Here is a 19,135-nt window from a genome sequence, read left to right on the forward strand (position 1 = left end):
ACACAATGGCTCAATACATTACAATGAAGCTGCCGGCACAACCGGTGGCTTCATTACATTTTAGGGCGGTAACGTGCAAATCAAGCCTGCAACTTTTTACGGAAAGTTGAGTCTACATTCAATGTAAATAATTACTAATAGACCCGGAAATAGAGAGGCTGGTTTGCGATGATCATTAAACCTATGAAGTTTATTTGGGCAGGGGTAATCGTGTTAATGGTCAGCTGCACGCTGCCCGTTTCAGGCGCGCTGTCCACATCGTCTACGAACGGCGGTAAGGCTGTTGGAAATCAGCCCATACCGTTGTTAATGAATAATCAATTCGTACTTATCCCGGGGGACAAGGCGCCGTTCATGAAAAATAATCGGTTGATGGTTCCTCTGATGACCTTTGCAAGGATGATCGGAGCACATGTAGAAGAAAGGAAATTTGTTGATGTCCAACAAAATAAGATCGTTCAGAAGAAGGCATATACGATTAGACCGACTCCGGGAGGTATTTATGATGAAATCGGCGGATTGAGAGAAGGGGCTGCCAATGCCGTTTTCGGAGGTGACATGGGTTTTGGAATCGGAGCGGCCCCTGAATACCGGGCAGGCGAACTGTTTGTTCCACTCACGCCAATACTGTATGGTATGAGTCATTCATTCGATTACGAGGTTCGGTCCATTGGAAGGTTTCGTAAAACACTGGCTATAATGGATCCGACCTTACCTCGACTATTGCCTCAAGTTCAAGATCCTGACGTGCAACTGCCTGAATATGCGTCAATAATGTCGGATACGCCTTATCCGCTCATTCCGATAGCTCTAACACAACATAAAATACAATCGACTAATGGAACATCTTCCTATCGCTTGAGAATCGAATTCGAAAGAGGCGATGGACTAGGCGAACGCATGAAATCCATTAAGCTAAGAATTATCGCTGTGGACAAGAACGGTGGTACAGCCACTTTCAAGAAGGAGCTTGCTCCGGAGGAGGAATTGACTAGAACTGACGTCACGGATGTTCCTATTGAGGCAGTATTCGTACTCGTTCAGGCAGTACCCCAATACAGAACCGAGCCTGTTTATCCTACGGGCTATCCTTTACAAATGAAGTTGACTCAAGCCGTCGCAAAGTTCTACACAAAGGAAGAGATGTTTTCAAGCTTTTCCCTTCGTCCGGTCGGTGTGAAAATAGACGCACAGGAAATGGCACTTACTGTGCGCGGAATTGCTAGGGTGCATCAAGCGGTTACCGGTGAGAAAATAGAGGCTTTAAAGCAGTCCATATTCGAAATGGTGGGGCGTTCATTTCCACTTCGCATTGATATAGAAACCCGATCTGAGCAGCCGGACATAACTGGAACAATAGCGTCCATTGATTCGGCTGGTAGAATCTCTATTAAACCGGAAGCTGTTAACGGCGGTGGTGCTGAAGAAACGGTTTGGCTGGGATCGCCAGATTCGGACATATATATTCATGCCAAGGATGATGAGACGTCATTAACTATCTCAGATCTCAGAGTCGGTATGAAAGTGAGTGCCTGGATTAGCGGTGAAGCAACGATGAGAGATAACGTAGTACATACACAGCTCCGTGAGTTGAATATGCATTAATATAACCTGAACGAAGCAATGCACCTGATTTCTAATCAGCAGGGCATCAGAAGAACTAAACGGGAAAAAGTGGTGAAGTATGAATATCGTTCTCGTAGGTATGTCAGGTGCTGGAAAAAGCTCTTTAGGCGTGCTGCTCGCTAAAGCTCTTGGAATGAATTTCGCGGATACGGATATCATCATTCAGCAGCACAAAGGTAGGTTATTGCAAGAAATTATTGATCAAGACGGCATCGATAAATTTATGCAGGTCGAAGAAGTTACTGTTTCGGAACTCCAATTAAAAAACTGCATCATTTCGACAGGTGGAAGCGTTATATATTCTGAAAAGGCCATGACAGCCCTTAAACAACACGGACAGGTTATTTATTTACACGTTTCATATGAAGAGATTGAAAAGAGGCTAACAAACGAAACAACCAGAGGAATTGTTATAAAGAAAGGCTATAGTCTTAAAGACGTTTACGACGAAAGAGTGCCGTTATACATAAAGTACAGCGATAAAACCATTGATTGCTCTAACAAAGATATAGAACAATGTGTAGGTGAAATTATTGCACTTATACAATCAGACCATGGAGGCGCAGATTGTGGAATACGGTGAGGGTGCTATAGAATTTCAAAAAGCAGTTCACGTAGGTATGTTTTAGCCCATCTAAGCTTCGGCATACATGGATGCCGAAGCTGACAAAGGAGAACGGAACAATGAAGAAGTACATACTCTTCGATCATGATGGTGTGCTGGTTGATACTGAATTCTGGTATTACAAAGCGGGAGAACGCGCTCTGGCTGACATTGGATTTACCTTGGATAAAGATCAATACCTCCGCGACATGACCCAGTCATTTGGCACTTGGTCCCAAGCTAGGGCGGCAGGTATTGATGAACAGACCATCAGCAAGCAGCGCGAGGTACGCAACGTCTATTATCAAGAATATCTATTAACAGAAGCCATAGAGATCGAAGGCGTAGTTGAAACTCTGGCCGAACTGTCAAAGTATGTCCGCATGGCCATCGTAACGACTGCAAAACGTGCGGATTTTCAACTTATTCATGAAAAGCGGCAGATTACACAATTTATGGACTTCGTCCTTGTTCGCGAAGACTACGAGCGCACCAAGCCGCATCCGGAACCATACTTGACCGGCTTAAAGCGCTTCGGAGCTACCAAAGAAGAGACCCTGGTTGTAGAGGATTCAAACAGAGGGTTGAACTCAGCCGTGGCGGCCGGTATCGACTGGAAAATATTGACGGTTACCAAACTTTGTCCAAGTATGAGTAGGTTTGTAGTCTAATGGAAAAAAAGGAGGTAAGCACTAACCGATGCCCTTTACCTTTGCGCACCCGGCCTACGCTCTACCCTCTAAATTTATATATCCACGTTGCCTCAGCGTAACCGGCCTCGTGCTGGGGAGTATGGCGCCTGATTTTGAATATTTCCTCTCTTTGGAGCCCCATCAAATGATTGGTCATTCGTTCACGGGTTTGTTCGTTCAGGTGATACCGCTATGTATCCTGTTCGCCTACCTTTTTCATACGTTTGTTAAGGAATCATTCGTCCTGCATTTGCCAGACATCTTTGGTTTGAATCGGAAGGCGTACAACCTATTATGTTCATGGAGTCTACGGACGCTTCGAGACTGGATTGTCTACCTCGTGTCTGTCTCCGTCGGCTTCCTCTCACATATAGCGGTCGACGCCTTCACACATGAAAGAGGATATATGGTTCAGCAGTTACCAATGCTGCAATCTATCGTCATTTTGGATCTGCCCGTGTATAAAATTTTACAGCACAGCCTGTCGATGATCGGTATGGCGGTTATCATCGCGCAAATAGGAGTCGCGCTTTACAGAACCGAGCCCCGTTTCAAAGAAATTCCGATTATCACATGCAAACAAAAACTAATGTATTGGGGCTTTGCGGTGATGGTCGCAGTCTTAATGACAGGGTGTAAACTACTTTTCGCGTCGGGCGGTAACATCTTGGGAATGTTAGTCGTAGCCCCAATCACCGGCTTCTGTGCGGGAATATTCCTTGCCTCGTTGCCTTTCTGGAGACGTTCTATGACGATTCAATGATCGATCGGCAGATAGGTTTAATGGACGGTTACTAGCGGGAAACTGATTAGCGCTCGTGAAGGTTACCTTATCTGAATGGCAAAATGTACTCTGAAGATGTACTTCAAGGCGCGCTAATGGGCTCGATTGTTCGATCACAAGATACCGACGAAGTGATGGTTACTAAGGAGGGTTACGATTTGACAAATAACTTCACACCAATGGAGTTTTATTTGAAAACCGAACGACTTGATCTTGGCATGTGGGAAGAGTCCGATTCAATTTGGTTTAGGCAACTTGTAGGCGAGCGTGGTATTGACATTCCGACGCTCGATGATGCTCGTAACCAAATCTTTGATGCACGTAAAAGAGCTCTTGAACAGGGTATTTCCTTACTCACAATCCGCCGCCGGGATGAGGGAGATTTTATTGGATACTGTGGCTTGGTAATCGGACGTTCCACACTTGAAGAACCGGAGATAGCGTTCGAGTTATTCCGCAACAGTCATAGGCAAGGTTATGCAACTGAAGCAGCTTCAGTGATCATGGACTGTGCAATCGCTACAGGGCGGCACAGGATTTGGTCAACTGTGCGAGCTTGGAATGTTGCTTCCTTCCGTGTCCTTGAAAAAATTGGATTTGAACGACACCATAGCACATGGGACGAGCGCGGCGAGCTAGTTTGGAACGTACGCGAGCTTAAATAGCTAGATCTGTAATGTATTATTCCAGCTCCTAATCTAACTAGGAACGAAAGCTAAATACAACATGAAGGCAATCACAAGATTGAACTAACAATGTGCGATAAATGAACAAACAAGGGGGCAGTTTGCCAGTGGCAGATGCTCCTTTTTTTATTGAAACGTATAGATTGATTCAATGAAAATAGGTATCAATTTATTGGAAAATTTTATATAATTTTGTTGGGTTTGAAATTGCAATCCAGATAGGGAGCTGAGAAGATGATCGCTTTGTGCAAAAAAATGCTGGCTCTGCTGCTGGCGATGATAATGCTTATCCCGTTGCATAGCACTTCCGCAGCGGATTCGAAGTATGAGTTTGACCGGATCGAGGTCGTGTATGCGGCTGAATTTACCGTTTATCCCAATTCTGTTCCATCCGATCACTGGCTGACGCAACTAGCTGGCGGTTCGGACAAGCCCATCCAGCTAATGTATGGGATTCTCCATCTGTACAGCGGTGACAGATATATCGATGAACAATTTATTAAAATGTCCGGCGAAGGCGGGTCGGAGCGATTCTTGAGCAACTCAATGCGCAAGGATTACTTCGATTCGAACGGTGCTCTACTAAGTCAATCATCCGTACAGTTTTGGTCAGGCAAAAAGCTCGATGGTACAGCGGTCGTGAAGGAAATGAACCAGCCGCAGAAGTCGGTAACGCTTGTTCAAGCGTTCGATCCCCAAGGAAATGTAACAGGCTTTAATTTCTACGCGCAGCCTCTGATCTTCCCTGGTGACGCATGGGATCCATTCGCCAACTACGTCGGTTCTTATACGTCCGATCCTAACAGTCTCCAGCACACAGGCGAAGTAAATGGCAAGGAAGTGGAGTCGCAGACAAAAGAAACAGAAATCGAGCAAGGCAATGTCCAGCCTGTTCCAGAATCAGTACAACCAGAACAGCCTAAAACTGAGGTGAAGTAGCCATGAGGAAATACACCATTACCACAATCCTTCTTCTTTCCATATTTTTGCTAATCGTCTCCCCAGTCAATGGGGTATCCAATGATCGCACGAAACAGGCCGATACCCTTCACCAGCTGGGGCTATTCAACGGCATGGACAATGGTTATCAGCTCGAGGCTGCGTTTACCCGTGCACAAGGGACAGCCATGCTGCTGCGTCTTGCCGGTGAAGATGGCGCTGCGGCTAAAGCACAGCTAAAGCCGGCTTTCACCGATGTGAAAAGCACGCACTGGGCAGCGGCCTCCATCGCCTATGCCATTAACAAAGGGTATGTGAAAGGGATTAGCAGTTTCAGCTTTGCCCCTGATCGATTGATGACGGGCAAGGAGTTTTTGACGCTGATTAATCGACTGCTCGGATACCCCGATGCCGTACCTGCCAGGGCAGCCGAGCTGTCACAGAAAAATGGTCTTTTGCAAACGAATGCTGCTGAAAGGCTGACTGGTGCAAATCCGTTCTTGCGAGGCGATATGGTCGAAGTTGCTTACGCAGCACTGATCGCCAAACCAGCAGGCAATAAGAATACGCTGCTTCAAACGCTTGTCGAAGACAAAGGAGCGATCTCGGCAGTAGCCGCTGTTGCTAGCGGACTCTATACATCGACATCCAAAGATACTGATGACGATTTCTACACACCGGAGCCCGGATCCGATCCTATCGACTCTATCGAGGAAGCTATTCGCCAGAAGCTCGACGGGAAATAAAGATTATACAAATAAAGAATCTTCACCCCCGTCTCTGGCGGATGTGAAGGTTCTTTTAGCATGATGGTACAGCAGACGAATCTAATAATTATGGTTATGTTGGGAATGATCCTGATAATAAATACGAGTACTACATGCGGGGATACCCGAAGGAAGATCCTGTAATTGAAGTTTACACTAGACAAGAAATTGTTTCTGGGGACTCAGAAGTAAGTCAGATTAAGTTTCTATTCGGATAATAATGATGTTATAGAGAGTATTATGATTTTTGGGACTTCTGTTTAATGGGGTATTTGGAGGAACACGCCAACGCTCAACAAAAAGCTCTTTTAGTTTTTCAAAGAAAGGAGTAGGTTAATTGAAATTATCCAGATTATTGTTAATTTTAATTCTAGTACTAACTTTAGGTGTAATAACCTACTTTACTTATCCATTGAAAATTCAAAATATTTTACCAATCTCAGATAATATTCAAAATATTCACGTGACATATATTACAAATGGACAGTTTTTCGAATATAACTTTAATAATAAGCAAGAAATAATTGATAATAAAAAGCAGTTGGTCAAAATTCTGGATTCCACTTTTTTTAGAAGAAGAGTTAATAGTTTTAAAGGCGGAGTTGCTGATGTAATTATGATTGTTATTATCTATAAAGATAAGGAAGGTAATAATAGAAGTTATTTTATTGATTATCGCCAATCAGGAGCTTTTATGGTTGATAAGAAAGATTATCAAATATATGGAAAGACTAAGTTAACATTCGATAAACTTGTAGAATGGTTTAAAAAAGAAGGAACTTTGTTAAAGGCTTTATGAGCAACCCTCAAACTATTAGATTGAGTAATTAATTAAACTAACTGATGAACGATAATTTAGATGAGGTGCGTTGAGCAAATGATTGCATCCCAACATAGCATCTGTAATAGATATGGTGCTGAATTTCTTGGAAGTGATTTTGATGAAAAGCTGGGAATTGCCCTTAATGTAATGGGTAATGTAGTCCCTATTAACGGTTTAAGATATAAGCCTGAAAATGGAACATGTGGATGGTATATCTGGGCTGGCGAGGGATATTCAGACGATCCTGACTTCTTTGTATCCTTACATGTAAAGCACATAGATGAATGGAATCCACTAATAAGAAAATATCTTGGACTGGGTCCAGGTTGGAGATTTCTTATTGCCGACAAATATGAAGATGTATGGTTCGATCAGTCATTATTGGATTAGTTTGAACGTTTGATTATTAATCTAACGGAGAACAATACCTTAACAACATAAACGCAGCCGTTTAAAACTGCACTGCACCCCAATTGCTGGTTACTATCTAGCAATTGGGTGCAGTGCAAAACGATCGGCTGCCTTTATTACATTCAACTGCTTAACCTTGCAGAGTTGAGAACGAAGCATGTTCTTTATCGAAATAATAGCGTCGATAGTTGTTGACGTGACCATAAAAATAACGTGTGACGCTGATTATTCGCTTTACATTCAGATCCTTGTTGTACCAGATCGAACGGATTACATTCTTCTGTCTATAATGCTGATCGATCTCAGCCGATAACGCCGGATCGGAAATGTAGCGCCGTAGTACCATCCTCGGCACATTCGTCCACAGCGCAGATGCTTGCCCGTATACGCAATCGGTTTCTTTGCCGTAAACGACTTGGTTTATGAGCGCTTCAATCATGTTCAAACCCGCTGCACGGACAAACAAACTACTTCTGCCTAATCGCGGATTGATTTCAAACATCATATATTTACCCGTCCTGCTGTCGAACTTCATGTCAATATTGGAAAATCCGACATATCCGATGTTTTCCAAGAATGCCTTGACCTTAGCATAAATGTCCATATCGAAGCGGCTAATGATAGCCGCGTAATTTCCGAGCGTTTTCGGTGCGTATTCTTCGAGTACGGGCTGGCCGAGACACATCATTTTAACGTTACCTTGGTCATCGGAGTAACTGTTGATTACGCGCATGGCACTGTCGCCGCCCGGAATAAACTCTTGGATGATCAATTTCCCGTTATAATCGGATGTATTCATATTGCGGATCATCGCCAAATAGTCTTCTCGTTTGTCAAAGAAGAACACCTTTTTCTTACCTTCAAAGTGACAATGAAGGTATTCAAACGCATTGCTATTCTCGGGCTTTACTACAATCGGAAATTGAAAATCCATGCGATCTAACGCGTTTTCACGTTCGCGCGGTTCACATACGACCGTCTTTGGGTAGTCTAAACCGAATCGTTCGCACAAGGCATAGAATTTATCTTTTGTATCGAGCGTTTCCAGCAGCTTGTCCGATAGGAAGTGATTCGCTATCAGCCCTTTGAACTTGTCATAATGGCGCGATAACATCCCCGCATAATAATCTGAACAAGGAATAACGATCAATTTCTTATTTGGTTCGGCATACTTCTCTAAGATGGACAACAAGGCGTTAGGGAATATGTCTTCTTGATCGAAGCGGTCAATTTGGACGAGTTCGAACAAAGTGCTATGCATGGTTGGAATCAACAGCCGCGTACAGAGAAGTAGCGGTTTAACCTTGTAAGTTTCATGGATAAGTCTGACATTACCGTAGGCGTTCTCATCGCTGCCAAGTATGATGGGTAGAAAATCGTGACGATTCATAAGTTCTCCTCGTTTAACAAGTTCTTTGTATTTTGTTCTTATTATAGCTTATTTAAGTCCAAGGATCTGAGATAATTGTTCAAATGTCATTAGATGTTCGAGTTCTCAAGGTCAAATTGATTTAAATTATACGGCAAGGAGATCAGATATTTTATTGAAAGTTACCATAAACCAGCGAGGAAACATCCCAGACAAGCCGTCTGGGATGTTTCCTCGCTGGTACGTAATCGCCTTACTTAAGAATCATTCGGAGCGCTTGAAGCAATATATTATTTTCCTCTGGTGTGCCGATGGAGATTCGTACATGCTGCGGAAGCCCCCACGCCGCTCCGTATCGAACGATAACCCCTTTCCGCATCAGCTCGACGTAATGCTGCTCCGCATTCTCGTAAAGCTCAACAAGAATAAAGTTACTCATGCTCGAGGTGTAAGACAAACCGAGCTCCTCAAATCCCTGGTACAGCCGCAGACGTTCTTCCTTCACCAGTAGGCTGGATTTTCGGACATGATCATCATCTACAATTGCTGCCGCTGCTGCTGCTTGGGCAAGAGCATTTACATTAAAAGGTTCCTTCACTTGAAGTATCGCTCTAATAATCGATGGCGATGCGACCCCGAAGCCTACCCGGATCCCTGCTAATCCATAAACCTTGGAGAAGGTTTGCAGTACGATCACGGGATAACCTGCTTTCACAAACTCAATCCCATCTGAATAATCGTCTTCGGTTACAAAGTGACTGTAGGCGGAATCGAGTATAACAAGCACATTTGGAGGCAGTGAATTCAAGAACTCCGTTAGCGCCGATTGAGACAGGATCGTTCCAGTTGGATTATTTGGCGAACATAAATACAGAAGTTTCGTACGTTCACTAACAGCTTCAAGTATTGCGGGCACATTGTATTGATAGTCTTCTGTCAAAGATACCGTCCGGATGACTGCCCCCATTAATTGGCCTCCAAACTCATATTCACTGAAAGAAGGACCCGGCACAATGATCTCGTCCCCCGTTTCGATGAATGCCTCGGATACGAGCGTAATCAATTCATCTCCACCGTTGGTGACAATGATTTGCTCAGATAGAAGCTCATATTTCGCGGCTATCGTTGCACGTAAATCCACTGCCTGAGCGTCAGGATACCGATGAATATCAGACAACAATTCGCGTATCGCTTCCACTGCTTTTGGTGAAGGACCGAGTGGATTCTCATTGGAGGCTAGCTTCACGACTCGATCAAGTCCCAATTCCCGCTGTACCTCCCAAATTGGTTTACCTGGCGAATAAGGCTTCATGCGTTTCAGTACATTTCGTGATGGAATGGCAGACTTCATTTAGGACATGACAGGTCACCTTCACTTTTTCAATTTGGTTTTTTATTTGATGTGGTTCATTACGTTAATTCGATAATACAATAACGCGTTAATTTAATAAAGTATTTTCTTGCGTAAAGCCCGCAGAATACTAAAGATGTACGACGGCGTACAATAGTAATATGGTAAATTTCGTGTTACTAGAGGTTTCATGAATAGGCAAATTAAAGCACCTAAAAAGTAAAATACGGGATATATTTCAGCGAATTGGATTAGAAATTTAGTGTAAAAGAAGAGGGATGGAACTAATGGCATTCAAAACAAGAAGGTAGCCGACCGGAGACGATCGGCTACCTTTGTTAGTTACCGGGCGCCGTCAGCGCATACATAATGCCGTCTGTTGAAGCGACGTAGAGGATATGATTCATGTTATCGACGACCGGAGAGGATTCAATCGATTTACCTGTTTCATATTGCCACGCTCCAATCCCGCTTGGATGAATCGCGTATAGGTAATGATCGTACGATCCGACATAAATCGTTCCATCTGCAGCTACGGCCGGTGTTGCCGCAATGCCAAGCTTCGCCTTAAACGTCCATTTTTTCGTCCCATCGGGCTTAATCGCATATAATCTTCCGTCAACAGCACCGACATAGATGGTGCCAGTCGGACCGAAGGCCGGTGCCGACACGACCTCTCCGTTCAAGTTGCTAAACGTCCATTTTATCGTTCCGTTTGTATTGACGGCGAAGACATGTTTATTCGTTGCACCAGCGTAGATAACACCATCCGGGCCAATAGCCGGATAGACACGATCATAGAGTACCCCCAGACTGAGCGTCCACTTTAAGGTTGGACCCAAACGCGTAATCTTGATAAATCGTCCGAGTCCAGTGTGTAAAGTTATCGTGCTTCTGGTTCCGACGGCAATCAACTCGCCGTTGGACGTCCCGGCATAGATGGTATCATCTGGCCCGATGGCCGGGCTTCCTACCAGACCATATTGGATGGAATAAACCCATAGCACGGTACCGTTTGGTCGAACCGCAACTAGTTTTCCATGACCGCCAGCATTCGTGAATACATAGATCATGCCATCCTTGCCAAAAGCGGGTTGACCGATTACAGCTTTAATAGGCGCAGACTAATTTGATTCTGTCCATCTTGCTGATATGCAATAAACTCATTCGAAGTGCCAACGTAAATGGTACCGTCCGGCCCATCGGCGAGCGTTGTAAGGGGGTCAGTCAGGGTGATCAACGCGTGGCTTCTCGTGCCGTCATCATTCGAATAGAAATGATAAAGTTTGTTGCTGGAATAGACATCCCAACTGGCAAGGAAGAGACTGCGGGAGTTCTTAAGCACAGGTGTATAGATGTTGCCGAACGCCGGAACGAGATAGTCGATAAAGCCGGTGTTGAAGCTCCATATGACCTGGCCTTGTCGGATCAGAAATGGGGGACGGGGAAAATCGTCAATAGAGGGGCGCGTAAACAAAGGATCGCCGTTTACAAGTCTTCCTGTTTGAGCTGTGTTTGCGAATACGGGAACAGCTCCCAGGAAGCATATCCTGTGCTTTTTCTGATACCAAGTTCCGGAAAAGTTCAGGTGGCGCGTGGAGTGAGCCAGGTAGTACATGTAATCGCGGGACAATAACAGCATACATTTAACAACAATAATACATTATAATTTAATAAAATTTTATTGCAAAACAATAAACTATCAATTAAAATCAAATCATTACTACGAAGTAAATTACTTCAGGCATCATTTTTTTGCACTCAAACATTACCATTTATAAGGAGATCTATCATGAGCAATGAACCTGTTCTGAGCTTGCGTCAATTAACAAAACGAATCGGCCGTACCACGATCATTGATAACCTAACGTTCGATGTTCCGCAGGGGGAGATTTTCGGATTTTTAGGTCCTAACGGGGCAGGCAAGACGACCACTATTCGCATGATGGTTGGCTTAATGTCCATTACCGAAGGAGAAATCTTCATTAAAGGAAAAAATATTAAAAGCGAGTTCGAGCAAGCGATTCGTCATGTCGGAGCCATCGTGGAAAATCCGGAAATGTACAAGTATTTGAGCGGCTACCACAATCTCGTTCATTACGCGAGGATGGTGCCGGGCGTGACCAAGGAACGCATCGATGAGGTGGTTAGCCTCGTCAAGCTGGATAATCGGATCCGTGACAAGGTGAAGAAGTATTCGCTGGGGATGCGTCAGCGTTTAGGCGTGGCGCAGGCGCTGCTGCATCGTCCATCGCTGCTCATTCTGGATGAGCCGACCAATGGGCTTGATCCTGCGGGCATTCGCGAGCTTCGCGATTATTTGCGCCTCTTAACCCGCACGGAGGGAATTACCGTCATTGTCTCCAGCCATTTATTGTCCGAGATGGAGCTGATGTGTGATCGGGTGGCCATCCTCCAACAGGGCAAGCTGGTCGATGTGAAACCGATTCAGGAGTTTGTGCAGTCGGCGGACCTGGCGCAAACCTACGTCATTGAGGCGAAGCCGGTCGAGCGCGCACTGGATGCAATGAAGGAGATGGAGGATGTGATGGAAGTGAAGGCTGTTCCTGAAGGGCTGGAGTTTATGACGGAGAAGGAACGAATTCCGGATATCCTGAGCGAGCTGATGAGGTTGGACGTCAGAGTCTACGGTGTTCAAGCGCAGCGCCAATCCTTGGAGGATCGATTCTTAGAAATAACTGGAGGCGGGCGAATTGGGTAGTCTGTTACTGAACGAAAATATGAAGCTGTACCGCCGGATCCGGACGTGGATCATGATCGGCGTCATGATCGTTATTCTTGGTTTTGTGAACTTCATGGTATGGAACGACTACAGCAATGATGAGCATAGCGGCACTTGGCAGGAACATGTTGCGGCAGAGAAACAATCCCGAGAGGAAGCCTTGCTGAAGCCGGACTTGAACAAGCAAAGCAGAAACAATAATGAAGAGCTGGTAGCCCAGTACGAATACCAACTTGCGCACGATATCCGGCCGGTCGATGGTACGATGTGGGTGGGGATCAATCTATCGACGAACTTTGTGATTTTGATCACGCTATTTACCGTTATTGTCGCAGGGGACAGCATGGCGGGTGAATTCTCCTCCGGCACAATTAAGCTGCTGCTGATCCGGCCGAACAGCCGACTGAAAATCCTGCTGTCTAAATATGTGTCCATGATTATGTTCGGGATCACGCTCCTGATTATCTTGTCTATCGTATCGATCTTGATCAACGGAGCGCTGTTTGGATTTGGGCACATCGACTTGCCCTTGTTAGAGGTTAATGCTGACGGAGCTGTTGTGGAGCGGAACATGGTCGCGAACCTGTTGCAAACGTATTTGTATAAAGGCGTTTCGACGATTATGTTTGTTACAATTGCCTTCATGATTTCCACTGCGTTCCGCAGCAGCGCGATGGCCATAGGGTTCTCCCTCTTTGCGATGTTTGCGGGTACGATCGCTACGGAGTTCTTACGCTCCTATGCCTGGAGCAAATACATTTTGTTTGCGAATATGGATCTGACCGCCTATTTATCAGGCAGCCCTTATCAAGAAGGGATGACTCTTACTTTCTCCGTTGCTGTGCTAAGCGTATACTTCATCGTATTTAATCTAGTCGCTTGGCTCGTATTTACGAAGCGGGATGTTGCAGCGTGACTGTGGGGAATTCAGCATTGGCATAACTGGTATGGCTTTAAGGTAACCGAAACGGGTTACCTTTTTTGCTTTTATTAGAAAATATCGAGCAGCAGCAGCTCCGGAATCGAGGTTAGGTTCCTCTCATGCTACAATAAGCTTGATCGTACATTCCCTAAAGAAAAGAGATTTGCGCTATGAATCCTATAAACAGAATGGAAGTGGAGACCGAGCTCCGGAAGTTTGTTGGGGCTGAGGTTTATATCCACAGTGAAGCGACGTCGTTCATGTTCGTCCGCAATTTCAAGGTACGGGTAACGCATGCTTATATCGCGGGGGAAGAGTCTTTCCGCGCCGCACTCCGTTTCGACAGCCACGGCTGGCTGCGGATGGAGGCGCTCACGCATTTCGAAGCAGACGGACAGGGCCGCTTGCTGCTGGCCGGCTATGACGACAGAGGTCGCATGAACGTCGCGCTGCATATAGGAAGGGAGCCGTTTCCTGAATGAGCCATGAACAAGTGCTAAAACGTAAGCTGCTTGCGGTATTCGCCCATCCCGATGACGAATCGTTTATTTGCGGGGGCACGCTTGCGAAATACGCAGCCGAAGGCGTCGAGATTACGCTGGTAAGCGCAACGAAGGGCGATATGGGCCGCCGCATGGGAAACCCGCCGTATCTTAATCGCGAAACGATGGCTGCCGCCCGCGAGCAGGAATTGCGGGAAGCCTGCGATTGCCTGGGCATCGGCAGGCTGATCTTCTTCGGCCTCCGCGACAAAACCGTTGAATTCGCAGACGAAGAATTGCTGATCGGGCGCATTGAAGCTCTTATCCGCGAAGTGGAGCCGGACGTCGTACTGACGTTCCATGAACGGTACGGCGGTCATCCGGACCACTGCGCGATCGGTAAGGCCGCGACGGAAGCCTTCCGGCGTTCGGCTGACAAGGGAGCGTTATTCTTCATTACCTTCGGCGACGCGCTGAAGCATCCGGAGCATTTCGGGTACACCGCCAAGGACGTTGTCCGTGTCGACGTGCAGGCGCACAACGCAGCTAAGCTCGCCGCCTTCCGCGCTCACCGCTGCCAGACCGAAATCGACGAATGGGTATGGCAACCCGATAAAGCCGCGCTGTCCCGGTTCGGAAAGTATGAATATTTCCTGAAAGGGGACGTCAACGCGCCGCTACGGGCGAGTGACAATTTGTTTTAATTAGGATCCCTCGCCAAGCGCCGACGCGGCCAGCATCTGGATGACCGAGCTGTCCATCGGCGGGTTGTGCAAGCCGGCTCGGACGTCGCGATAATAGCGCTCCAGCGGATTCGCGCGCGATAAGCTGGTGCCGCCGACAATGCGCATCGCCAGGTCAACGACGCGGATGGCGTTGTTCGTGACCGTATATTTCGCCAGGCCGAGCTCCGGCTTCATCGCGATCCGCTCCGCCGGTTCCTTGTCCCATCTGTCGGCCGCCGCATACAACAGCGTGCGGGCGGTGCGAAGCTCGACCTCCATTTCCCCGATCGTTTGTTGAACGGAAGGAAGGGCCGCAATCGGTTTATCCAAGGAATTAGGTTTATAGGAGCGAGCGAATGCCAGTGCATAGTCCCGCGCGGCAAGGGCAATGCCCATGTAGCACGCCGGAATATGCAGCAGCCAACCGCCGCCGTCATCGATTCCTTTGCCGGGCAGCCGGCTGTCCGCGCCGGCGAAAGTGCCGTCCAGCACGACGTCATGGCTGCCCGTCGCGCGCATTCCAAGCGTGTCCCATGTCTCTACGATCGACACCCGGTCCGACCGATGAATAAGAAAATCGGCTGTACAATCTTCATCCGGGAGATAGGCGGACACCACGAAGCGGTCGAGAATGGGCGACAGCGTGCTGAACGTCTTGCGTCCCGTGATCCGCCAACCGCCGTCCGCGGCAACCGCGATCGTCTCCGGGCGGCCGCCGCGGCTCGGGCTGCCGGAGGACGCTTCGCTGGCGAACGTGTTAATCATCGTGCCGTCTTTTACGACGGAGCGGCAAAGTGCTTCGAACGTATCCGCCGGCCACTTACCTGTCGTACGCAAATGCATAATCTGGCCGAGATGCCAGCCGACGGATAGCGCGGTTGAGCCGTCCCCGTAAGCGAGTCTTTCTTGCAGCAGGACGAACTCGTACAGCGAGATTTCTTCGCCGCCGAAAGCCCGAGGAACGGTGAGCTGCAGATAGCCGTCCTTCCGCAGATCGGCAAAATTATCGAATGGAAACGCACCCTCGCGATCGTACCTGGGCGCTCGCTCCGCAAACCGGGCTGCCAGCCGCTCGACGAGAGCAGCTCGAGTGCGTTCTTCATCATTGCGAATAGGGCTGTCAATAAATCGTTTCATCCTAACTCACTCCTTCTTCTCGTAGTATAGCAACCCAATCCAGCATAGTGAGAGCAATAGGTTTGCAACAATATCTGAGAATTTTGAACATTGTGGGAGAAATTACCTTTGCTATAATAAGGCTAAAGAAACCGAAGCAGCAGGTGATGAAGCATGCGCTATCAGGAATCCGTGCAGCGAGCGATTGATTATATCGAAGCGCACTTAGATGAGGAAATTGATCTCGCGGGCTTGGCAGAACTGACCTATCTCTCTGTCGCACAATTGTATCGCGTTTTCTCTTCGCTTACCGGACACCCTATTAAAGACTATATCCGAAAAAGAAGAATGAGCGTAGCTGCCGCTCACTTGAGAAACTCGAAGCGAACCATCGAGGATCTGGCGTGGGAAAGCGGGTTCGAGTCGAATCACTCGTTCGCGAAGGTGTTCAAGAAGATTGTCGGACTGACTCCGTCAGCTTACCGCCAAGCCGACATCTATTATAGCTTCGAACCGATTCGGTTGGAAGAACGGGTCGCTTACTTGGAAGATAGGGAGCAGAGCGAACGTTTTCTGGAGGTCAAAGTGATCCGGTTCATGCCGGAGAAGGCCTATGCCTACTTGCATATTGCGGAGCAGGAGCTGGGGATGGAGAACGAGGCTTTCCGAGTCGTCAACGAGTTGTTAGCAGGCCCACAATCGGCTTCGAAGATGAGGATATTCGGGCACAATGTCGATCTTCCCTCAACAGAAGGCAAAGCGCAATATGGGTACCGGGTGCTTGTGGTCTGCGAAGAAGAGCAAATTAGGCATCATGCTTTCAGGGAGGTGGAATTCGTCGGAGGTCTCTATGCCGTTAGGAAAGTCTCCGCCAAATCCCCGAAGATCGTTCAAGACAGTTGGGACCAGCTGCTATCGGATTGGTTGCCGAAGAGCACTTTCGAAATCGGTACGCATCCGTACGTCGAAGAGTTCATCGCCTACAACGGCAAAGTTGCTCGAATGAACTTGTATCTCCCGGTACGGCGAAAGCAGCGCAACGAATCCATTGTAGTCGTGAGCCTTCCGTCGACCGAAGCGTATTATTGCAAAGAACATGGGGCCGGGGCTCAAGAGGCCGCCGAACGGCGGTTGATCGACTGGCATGTAAAGCAGGCTTCCGGCATTGGCCGGGATGACGAAGGTTATTATTACATGTCGTACAACGATGGCGCCGGCGATTCGGAGGAATACTGGTGGGAGAATGGAATCCTTGTAAACGCTCGGGCAAACGTGCTAGAGGCGGGTCTTGAACGGAAGCGCATGGGAGCGGGATTGTATGCTTGCCGCGAATCCAAGACTTACGGGCAACTAACCGGCATTCTGGATTCGATGCATCGGTGGATTGCGGTCAACGGAGAGTACCGGTTCGATGAAGCCAGACAATGGTTCGCATCCTATCATACATTGGAAGACGGGGATATCGAGCGGGATACGCTCGTTAAATTATATATTCCGATTCTATTGGTAGAGGAGTAAATAGTAGATGAGCAGGGAACCACTTCGCACGGATATACCGAAAGACTATCGGCCGTTGATGGTACCGAAAGCCTTTAAATTGATTAGTGGAGGAAAAACCATGAATGAACAGAAACAATTCGAAGCGGAATCCTTATCTTCCAGTCCTATCAAGAACAAAGTCGGAAGCCTGTTCGTACCGGTTCGGGATATAGAGAAGTCGCGCGATTGGTATTGCCGGATTCTCGGGCTGAGCGCAGCCGACTGTGAAATTTTGTCCGGTCACCTGTGCCCGCTGCCTATGGAAGGAACCGGCCTCATATTGGATACGATGCCGCAGTGGGGCGGCCAAGGGCCGGGCGGTCCTCCATCGATCGAGACGCCGGCGTTTATGCTGATGACGGAGGATCTGCAAGGTTCCTTGGACTATATGAAGAAGCTCGGGGTCGAGCTTGTTACGGAAATCGAGCATGACCATTGGTTCGTCGTGAAGGATCCGGACGGCAACAAGTTGATGATTTGCCGGGAATGATACTCGCTTTACTAAACATGACAGCAGCCGATAAGAAATCGGCTGCTGTTTTTTATTCTCGACCACACGCATGGAATCATGGCAGAATAAGATTATTTTAAGGAAAAGCAGCGTGTAATGTCAGCCTAAATTGAGGATGTGATTGAGTGGAGCAGCGTTTGACCCTGCATGCCAGCCGCATGTGGATGCGTTCTCGTCAATTCCGGCTTTTTATCAGGAAACTCGGCTGCAGAAGAAGCCAAACTTTACATTTTACGCTTGTCCACGATACGATGGCGCGCAAACCGACGCGGCCTACTTCGCAGAGCAAAGCGAGGGCGATGACGCTGCATAAACCGATGAAGCAATTAGAGCGCCGGTTGTCTCGGATTACGCTGTTGACTCCTGCCAAGAAGTCCGTTCCGCTGCTCCGCAAAAACAAAGAAGGTTATGCGGTGTTCATGACCGTCAATTATCGGGAGCAAGCCCGGGGCGACTTCAAGGAGGTTCGCGCCCACTTCATCGACGTCGACCTCAACAAGATCTCCGAATTGCTGCAAACGAGCGAAGAGGCGGAGCGCCGCAAGCAGGAGCTGCAAGCGGACCCGGTGGAACAGATCGAATCCATCACCGTGACACCTACCAAGCAAGGACTTTATCGGCTGATCGCCCAGCGGGGCAAGCGAAGAGTGAGGCAGCTCAAACAGAAGTTTCTTGCCAAGCACCGAATGCTCATTCGCGGTTCGATGATCGTCGAAACCAAAAACGGCTACCACATCTATTGGGCAATCCGAAAAGGATCGATCGGCTGGTTCGTCCCCATCCAGCGAGCGCTCGTCCGTAAGTTCAACTCCGATCCCCAAATTACGGACCTCGCTCGCGTCATGCGCGTTCCCGGCTTCTACCACCGGAAAAACCCGGCAAGCCCGTACCTCGTCCGCGTAAAACGCTGGGGGAGGAAGCAACCTTTTACGCAGCCAGAGCTCATCCGGCGCTTAAGATTAACTTTATGAACATCCGTAGGCGTAACGGCCTTGCCGTTCCAATACGCTGCGACGACTTTCACGGCAGCCAGCATAATGGCTGC

At 47.6% G+C, this 19,135-nt stretch carries 21 protein-coding genes; 16 read left to right on the top strand and 5 right to left on the bottom strand.

Annotated features, from left to right (window positions below):
- Positions 1 to 168 precede the first annotated feature (168 nt).
- From I8J30_RS13930 to I8J30_RS13970, 9 genes are all read left to right on the top strand, one after another.
- Positions 169 to 1,605, top strand: coding sequence for a hypothetical protein (locus I8J30_RS13930; protein WP_210658580.1), 1,437 nt, complete (start codon positions 169 to 171; stop codon positions 1,603 to 1,605).
- A 79-nt stretch (positions 1,606 to 1,684) separates the two neighbouring features.
- Positions 1,685 to 2,209: a shikimate kinase gene (locus tag I8J30_RS13935; protein ID WP_210658582.1), complete on the top strand. Its 525-nt coding sequence runs from the start codon at positions 1,685 to 1,687 to the stop codon at positions 2,207 to 2,209.
- Between the two features lie 101 nt (positions 2,210 to 2,310).
- Entirely contained in the window at positions 2,311 to 2,901 is a 591-nt protein-coding gene (locus tag I8J30_RS13940) for an HAD family hydrolase (protein WP_210658584.1), read from the top strand.
- A gap of 28 nt (positions 2,902 to 2,929) precedes the next feature.
- Positions 2,930 to 3,685 carry a DUF4184 family protein gene (locus I8J30_RS13945; protein WP_210658585.1) on the top strand — a complete coding sequence of 252 codons (756 nt, stop codon included), beginning with the start codon at positions 2,930 to 2,932 and terminating at the stop codon, positions 3,683 to 3,685.
- Positions 3,686 to 3,885: 200 nt separating this feature from the next.
- Positions 3,886 to 4,371, top strand: a complete 486-nt coding sequence (locus I8J30_RS13950; protein ID WP_240548092.1) for a GNAT family N-acetyltransferase — start codon at positions 3,886 to 3,888, stop codon at positions 4,369 to 4,371.
- 255 nt (positions 4,372 to 4,626) lie between these two features.
- Positions 4,627 to 5,331, top strand: coding sequence for a hypothetical protein (locus I8J30_RS13955; protein WP_210658587.1), 705 nt, complete (start codon positions 4,627 to 4,629; stop codon positions 5,329 to 5,331).
- Between the two features lie 2 nt (positions 5,332 to 5,333).
- Entirely contained in the window at positions 5,334 to 6,077 is a 744-nt protein-coding gene (locus I8J30_RS13960) for an S-layer homology domain-containing protein (protein ID WP_210658589.1), read from the top strand.
- A 358-nt stretch (positions 6,078 to 6,435) separates the two neighbouring features.
- The gene (locus I8J30_RS13965; protein ID WP_210658591.1) at positions 6,436 to 6,897 is read left to right on the top strand and encodes a hypothetical protein; all 462 of its coding nucleotides are present in this window, start codon (positions 6,436 to 6,438) and stop codon (positions 6,895 to 6,897) included.
- Positions 6,898 to 6,975: 78 nt separating this feature from the next.
- Positions 6,976 to 7,311 (top strand): immunity protein Imm33 domain-containing protein, encoded by a 336-nt coding sequence (locus tag I8J30_RS13970; RefSeq protein WP_420831226.1) that lies wholly within the window; start codon positions 6,976 to 6,978, stop codon positions 7,309 to 7,311.
- Positions 7,312 to 7,462: 151 nt separating this feature from the next.
- Here I8J30_RS13970 and I8J30_RS13975 read toward each other — a convergent pair whose 3' ends face one another.
- From I8J30_RS13975 to I8J30_RS13990, 4 genes are all read right to left on the bottom strand, one after another.
- Positions 7,463 to 8,722, bottom strand: coding sequence for a carboxylate--amine ligase (locus tag I8J30_RS13975; RefSeq protein ID WP_210658596.1), 1,260 nt, complete (start codon positions 8,720 to 8,722; stop codon positions 7,463 to 7,465).
- A gap of 232 nt (positions 8,723 to 8,954) precedes the next feature.
- A complete protein-coding gene (gene hisC, locus I8J30_RS13980) occupies positions 8,955 to 10,052 on the bottom strand; it encodes a histidinol-phosphate transaminase (protein ID WP_210658598.1) in 1,098 nt (365 codons plus the stop codon).
- Between the two features lie 338 nt (positions 10,053 to 10,390).
- Complete coding sequence (locus I8J30_RS13985; RefSeq protein WP_210658600.1) at positions 10,391 to 11,125, bottom strand: outer membrane protein assembly factor BamB family protein; 735 nt, start codon at positions 11,123 to 11,125, stop codon at positions 10,391 to 10,393.
- Between the two features lie 29 nt (positions 11,126 to 11,154).
- Positions 11,155 to 11,694: a hypothetical protein gene (locus I8J30_RS13990; protein WP_210658602.1), complete on the bottom strand. Its 540-nt coding sequence runs from the start codon at positions 11,692 to 11,694 to the stop codon at positions 11,155 to 11,157.
- A 150-nt stretch (positions 11,695 to 11,844) separates the two neighbouring features.
- Here I8J30_RS13990 and I8J30_RS13995 point away from each other — a divergent pair, with 150 nt between their 5' ends.
- From I8J30_RS13995 to I8J30_RS14010, 4 genes are all read left to right on the top strand, one after another.
- A complete protein-coding gene (locus I8J30_RS13995) occupies positions 11,845 to 12,774 on the top strand; it encodes an ABC transporter ATP-binding protein (RefSeq protein ID WP_210658604.1) in 930 nt (309 codons plus the stop codon).
- Complete coding sequence (locus I8J30_RS14000) at positions 12,767 to 13,711, top strand: ABC transporter permease (protein ID WP_210658606.1); 945 nt, start codon at positions 12,767 to 12,769, stop codon at positions 13,709 to 13,711. Before I8J30_RS13995 ends, I8J30_RS14000 begins: the two co-directional genes overlap by 8 nt.
- Positions 13,712 to 13,887: 176 nt before the next feature.
- Complete coding sequence (locus I8J30_RS14005) at positions 13,888 to 14,199, top strand: DUF1806 family protein (RefSeq protein WP_210658608.1); 312 nt, start codon at positions 13,888 to 13,890, stop codon at positions 14,197 to 14,199.
- Entirely contained in the window at positions 14,196 to 14,903 is a 708-nt protein-coding gene (locus tag I8J30_RS14010; protein ID WP_210658610.1) for a PIG-L family deacetylase, read from the top strand. The genes I8J30_RS14005 and I8J30_RS14010 overlap by 4 nt, the downstream gene beginning before the upstream one ends.
- Here I8J30_RS14010 and I8J30_RS14015 read toward each other — a convergent pair whose 3' ends face one another.
- Positions 14,904 to 16,061, bottom strand: coding sequence for an acyl-CoA dehydrogenase family protein (locus I8J30_RS14015; protein ID WP_210658612.1), 1,158 nt, complete (start codon positions 16,059 to 16,061; stop codon positions 14,904 to 14,906).
- 153 nt (positions 16,062 to 16,214) lie between these two features.
- Between I8J30_RS14015 and I8J30_RS14020 the strand changes: the two genes are divergently transcribed.
- The 3 genes from I8J30_RS14020 to I8J30_RS14030 all read left to right on the top strand — a co-directional run bounded on the left by I8J30_RS14020 (position 16,215) and on the right by I8J30_RS14030 (position 19,061).
- Positions 16,215 to 17,558, top strand: coding sequence for a helix-turn-helix domain-containing protein (locus I8J30_RS14020; RefSeq protein ID WP_210658615.1), 1,344 nt, complete (start codon positions 16,215 to 16,217; stop codon positions 17,556 to 17,558).
- A 100-nt stretch (positions 17,559 to 17,658) separates the two neighbouring features.
- Positions 17,659 to 18,069, top strand: a complete 411-nt coding sequence (locus tag I8J30_RS14025; RefSeq protein ID WP_210659241.1) for a VOC family protein — start codon at positions 17,659 to 17,661, stop codon at positions 18,067 to 18,069.
- Positions 18,070 to 18,215: 146 nt separating this feature from the next.
- Positions 18,216 to 19,061 carry a DNA-primase RepB domain-containing protein gene (locus I8J30_RS14030; RefSeq protein ID WP_210658618.1) on the top strand — a complete coding sequence of 282 codons (846 nt, stop codon included), beginning with the start codon at positions 18,216 to 18,218 and terminating at the stop codon, positions 19,059 to 19,061.
- Positions 19,062 to 19,135: the final 74 nt, after the last annotated feature.

It is taken from the genome of Paenibacillus lignilyticus (assembly GCF_017942085.1).
In the GTDB taxonomy this organism is placed as follows: domain Bacteria; phylum Bacillota; class Bacilli; order Paenibacillales; family Paenibacillaceae; genus Paenibacillus_Z; species Paenibacillus_Z lignilyticus.